At 48.3% G+C, this 4,310-nt stretch carries 7 protein-coding genes and 2 pseudogenes; all 9 read left to right on the top strand.

What is annotated here, in order from left to right; translation table 11 throughout:
* On the top strand, positions 1–330 hold a 330-nt coding region (locus B3180_RS04865; protein ID WP_286843343.1), incomplete at its 5' end, for a 30S ribosomal protein S5.
* Positions 331–336: 6 nt separating this feature from the next.
* A complete protein-coding gene (gene rpmD, locus B3180_RS04860) occupies positions 337–519 on the top strand; it encodes a 50S ribosomal protein L30 (RefSeq protein WP_054489091.1) in 183 nt (60 codons plus the stop codon).
* Positions 520–522: 3 nt separating this feature from the next.
* Positions 523–957: a 50S ribosomal protein L15 gene (rplO, locus tag B3180_RS04855; protein ID WP_054489089.1), complete on the top strand. Its 435-nt coding sequence runs from the start codon at positions 523–525 to the stop codon at positions 955–957.
* A 5-nt stretch (positions 958–962) separates the two neighbouring features.
* Positions 963–2,291, top strand: a complete 1,329-nt coding sequence (secY, locus tag B3180_RS04850) for a preprotein translocase subunit SecY (RefSeq protein WP_054489087.1) — start codon at positions 963–965, stop codon at positions 2,289–2,291.
* Positions 2,292–2,315: 24 nt separating this feature from the next.
* The gene (gene rpmJ / locus B3180_RS04845; RefSeq protein WP_006956433.1) at positions 2,316–2,429 is read left to right on the top strand and encodes a 50S ribosomal protein L36; all 114 of its coding nucleotides are present in this window, start codon (positions 2,316–2,318) and stop codon (positions 2,427–2,429) included.
* 120 nt (positions 2,430–2,549) lie between these two features.
* Positions 2,550–2,906: a 30S ribosomal protein S13 gene (gene rpsM, locus B3180_RS04840; protein ID WP_011235126.1), complete on the top strand. Its 357-nt coding sequence runs from the start codon at positions 2,550–2,552 to the stop codon at positions 2,904–2,906.
* A gap of 12 nt (positions 2,907–2,918) precedes the next feature.
* Entirely contained in the window at positions 2,919–3,308 is a 390-nt protein-coding gene (rpsK, locus tag B3180_RS04835; RefSeq protein ID WP_011235125.1) for a 30S ribosomal protein S11, read from the top strand.
* A 28-nt stretch (positions 3,309–3,336) separates the two neighbouring features.
* Positions 3,337–3,873: pseudogene (rpsD, locus tag B3180_RS04830) on the top strand (30S ribosomal protein S4); the annotation flags it as partial.
* Positions 3,874–3,877: 4 nt separating this feature from the next.
* Positions 3,878–4,258, top strand: a pseudogene (gene rpsD, locus B3180_RS04825) (30S ribosomal protein S4); the annotation flags it as partial.
* Positions 4,259–4,310: the final 52 nt, after the last annotated feature.

Raw genomic sequence — 4,310 nt, 5'->3', positions numbered from 1 at the left:
GCTGCTATTCAAAAAGCAATGGAAAAAGCACGTCGCAATATGGTTACCGTTCAGCTGAAAGGCGACACTTTACAGCACCCTGTTAAAGGGCGTCATTCAGGTTCACAGGTATACATGCAACCTGCTTCAGAAGGTACGGGTATCATCGCTGGTGGTGCAATGCGTGCGGTTCTGGAAGTTTCAGGTGTACATAACGTGCTGTCAAAAGCATACGGTTCAACCAACCCAATCAACGTTGTTCGCGCGACTATCAAAGCGTTGAACGGCATGAAATCGCCGGAGCAAGTTGCGGCGAAGCGTGGATTGCGCGTTGACGAAATACTGGGGTAGTGAACAATGGCGAATAAGACAATCAAAGTAACACAGACGCGTAGCTCTATCGGCCGTTTGCCGAAGCATAAAGCTACACTACGTGGCTTGGGTCTCCGCCGCATTGGTCACACAGTAGAGTTGGAAGACACTGCTGCAGTCCGCGGTATGGTGAACCGAGTTAATTACATGGTTAAGGTGGAGGGATAAGCGATGGAACTTAATACTCTTGCTCCCGCACCTGGTGCAAAAAGCAGCAAAAAGCGCGTTGGACGCGGTATTGGTTCAGGTCTTGGAAAGACTGGTGGACGTGGCCACAAAGGGCAGAAATCTCGCTCTGGTGGTACTGTTAAGCCAGGTTTCGAGGGCGGACAAATGCCAATTCAACGTCGTCTGCCAAAATTTGGTTTTACTTCTCGCAAAGCAATGGTTACTGCGGAAGTAAACTTGGCAGAGATCGCGAAGGTTGACGGTGATACCGTTGAACTGGCGACTTTGAAAGCAGCAGGTCTCGTTCGTAAGAACGTACTACACGCTAAAGTCATCAAATCTGGTGAGTTAAGTCGTGCTGTGACTGTAAAAGGTCTGAAAGTCACCAAAGGCGCTCGCGAAGCTATTGAAGCTGCTGGCGGCAAAATCGAAGGATAGAGCAAATGGCTAAACCAGGATTGGAATCAAATCGAGCGCAAGGTGGCTTGTCGGAACTTAAGCGTCGCCTGTTGTTTGTGTTAGGAGCGATTATCGTTTTCCGAGCGGGCTCCTTTGTGCCTATTCCTGGTATTGATGCCGCTGTATTAGCTCAGCTATTCGAGCAGCAGAAAGATACCATCGTTGCTATGTTTAACATGTTCAGCGGTGGTGCCTTGGAGCGCGCTTCAGTATTTGCATTAGGTATTATGCCGTATATTTCGGCTTCGATTATTATGCAGTTGGCAAGTGTGGTTCATCCACGCCTGGCCGAGCTTAAGAAAGAAGGTGAATCTGGTCGTCGTAAGATAAACCAGTATACGCGGTGGGGTACTTTAATACTGGCTACGTTCCAGTCGATTGGTATAGCTACTGGCTTACCAAACTTAATGCCAGGACTCGTAATAGACCCTGGTTTCGGCTTCTATTTCACTGCTATTGTGAGCTTAGTCACAGGGACAATGTTCCTTATGTGGTTGGGTGAACAAATTACTGAGCGTGGTATAGGCAACGGTATCTCTATCCTGATCTTTGTGGGTATTGTTGCAGGATTACCTTCCGCTATCGGCCAAACGGCCGAACAAGCGCGTCAAGGTGACTTGCACTTGTTATTGTTATTGCTAATTGGTGTTGTGGTTATTGCAGTAACCTACTTCGTTGTTTTTGTTGAACGTGGTCAACGTCGTATCGTCGTTAACTACGCCAAGCGTCAACAGGGTCGTAAGGTATTCGCTGCACAAAGCACTCACTTGCCATTGAAAGTGAATATGGCAGGTGTTATTCCACCAATTTTCGCGTCGAGTATTATTTTATTTCCGGGTACCATTGCCACTTGGTTTGGCTCTGGTGAAGGTGCGGTTGCAGACTTTTTGCAACAAGTATCAATGACATTGTCTCCCGGTCAGCCGTTATATGTGTTATTGTACGCGGCTGCGATAATCTTCTTCTGTTTCTTCTATACAGCGTTGGTATTTAACCCTCGCGAAACAGCGGATAACTTGAAGAAGTCAGGTGCGTTTATCCCGGGTATACGCCCAGGTGAGCAAACCTCGAGATATATCGATAAAGTAATGACGCGCTTGACATTAGCAGGCGCACTGTACATTACCTTTGTCTGTTTGGTTCCGGAGTTCATGATGATTGCATGGAATGTGCAATTCTACTTCGGCGGTACATCATTATTGATTATCGTTGTTGTTATCATGGACTTTATGGCACAGGTTCAGACTCATATGATGTCGCATCAATATGACTCTGTCCTGAAAAAAGCCAATCTCAAAGGCTACGGCCGGTAAGATTGGGTAGAACGGAGAGTAGCAATGAAAGTTCGTGCTTCCGTGAAGAAAATCTGTCGTAACTGCAAAATCATCAAGCGTAACGGTGTAGTTCGCGTTATTTGCACTGATGCTAAGCATAAACAACGACAAGGTTGATTCGAAGGAAAGGCTAGCGGCTTAACAGCCGCGGCCTTTGAAGTATTTGCAATTCGGCAATCGGTTGAGTATCCTAACGGGCTTTTCAACTGAAGCCTACAAATTAAAGGAGACGTGTTAGTGGCCCGTATCGCTGGCATTAACGTTCCTGACAATAAGCATGCAGTCATTGCCTTGACTGCAATCTACGGTGTTGGCCGTACTCGTTCACAGCAGATTCTTGCTGCAACGGGTATTGCTGAAGACACTAAGATTGGTTCATTGTCAGAAGACAAACTGGACGCGCTTCGTGACGCAGTATCAAAGTTCGCAGTAGAAGGCGATCTGCGTCGTGAAGTATCTATGAACATTAAACGTTTGATGGACCTCGGGTGTTTCCGTGGACTTCGTCATCGTCGTAGCTTACCTCTACGTGGGCAGCGCACTAAAACAAATGCGCGCACTCGTAAAGGTCCGCGCAAACCAATTAAGAAATAGGGGGATTGAGTAATGGCTAAAACACCAACTCGCTCTCGAAAGCGCGTTAAAAAGCAGGTCGCCGATGGCATGGCTCACGTACATGCATCTTTCAACAACACCATTATTACCATTACTGATCGCCAGGGTAACGCATTAGCGTGGGCTACCGCAGGTGGATCGGGCTTCCGTGGTTCACGGAAATCAACGCCGTTCGCAGCACAGGTTGCAGCAGAACGAGCAGGTGAAATGGCGAAGGAATACGGACTGAAAAACCTGGAAGTATTTGTGAATGGTCCAGGCCCAGGTCGTGAATCATCGATTCGTGCCCTGAACGCCGTTGGTTACAAAATCACAAATATTACCGATGTGACACCGATTCCTCACAACGGTTGTCGTCCGCCTAAGAAACGTCGCGTTTAAGGCGTGAATCGATAGTTGGAGAAAGATCATGGCAAGATATTTGGGTCCTAAGCTCAAGCTGAGCCGTCGCGAAGGAACAGATTTGTTCCTGAAAAGCGGCGTTCGCGCAATCGATTCTAAATGTAAGATCGAGACTGCACCAGGACAACACGGCGCGCGTCGCGGCCGTTTGTCAGACTACGGTGTTCAGTTGCGTGAGAAACAGAAAGTTCGTCGTATCTACGGCGTTCTCGAGAAGCAGTTCCGCAACTATTACAAAGAGGCCGCCCGAGGCAAAGGTGCAACTGGTGAAAACCTGCTGCAACTGCTGGAAGGTCGTCTCGATAACGTTGTATACCGCATGGGCTTTGGTTCTACCCGTGCAGAAGCCCGTCAGCTCGTCTCTCACAAGGCGATCCTGGTCAACGACAAGACGGTTAATATTCCGTCCTACCAGGTCCGGCCGGGTGATGTTGTGAGCGTGCGTGAAAAGGCGAAGAACCAGCTGCGTGTGAAAGGCGCACTGGATCTGTCTGCAAGCCGTGCACCGGTGAGCTGGGTAGAGGTCGACGCCANNCAAAGAAGCTGCACGACTGAAAGGCAATACCGGTGAGAACCTGTTGCAGTTGCTGGAACAGCGCTTGGATAACGTAGTGTATCGCATGGGTTTTGCGTCAACACGCGCAGAAGCTCGTCAGCTGGTCAGTCACAAAGCAGTTGTTGTGAATGGTCAGGTAGTGAACATTCCATCGTTCAAGGTTCGTCCTGAAGATGTCGTTTCTGTTCGCGAAAAAGCGAAAAAGCAGGCACGTATCGGAGCAGCACTGGAGCTTGCAGAACAACGCGAGAAGCCAGTCTGGATAGAAGTAGACAACAGCAAATTGGAAGGTGAATTTAAACGTCTTCCAGAACGTAGCGACTTGTCTGCTGAAATTAACGAACAGTTGATCGTAGAGCTTTACTCTAAGTAAAGCTTAAGCATAGAGAGAGGACACAATGCAGGGTTCTGTTACCGAATTCCTC

The organism is Idiomarina sp. UBA4206 (genome assembly GCF_002383015.1).
Classification (GTDB): domain Bacteria; phylum Pseudomonadota; class Gammaproteobacteria; order Enterobacterales; family Alteromonadaceae; genus Idiomarina; species Idiomarina abyssalis.
This window is presented reverse-complemented; position numbering and strand designations above follow the sequence as displayed.

Excerpts from the sequence above, each read along its gene's own strand:
- rpmD (WP_054489091.1), top strand. The coding sequence starts at position 337 with ATGGCGAATAAGACAATCAAAGTAACACAGACGCGTAGCTCTATCGGC.
- rpsK (WP_011235125.1), top strand. The coding sequence starts at position 2,919 with ATGGCTAAAACACCAACTCGCTCTCGAAAGCGCGTTAAAAAGCAGGTC.
- rplO (WP_054489089.1), top strand. The coding sequence starts at position 523 with ATGGAACTTAATACTCTTGCTCCCGCACCTGGTGCAAAAAGCAGCAAA.
- rpmJ (WP_006956433.1), top strand. The coding sequence starts at position 2,316 with ATGAAAGTTCGTGCTTCCGTGAAGAAAATCTGTCGTAACTGCAAAATC.
- secY (WP_054489087.1), top strand. The coding sequence starts at position 963 with ATGGCTAAACCAGGATTGGAATCAAATCGAGCGCAAGGTGGCTTGTCG.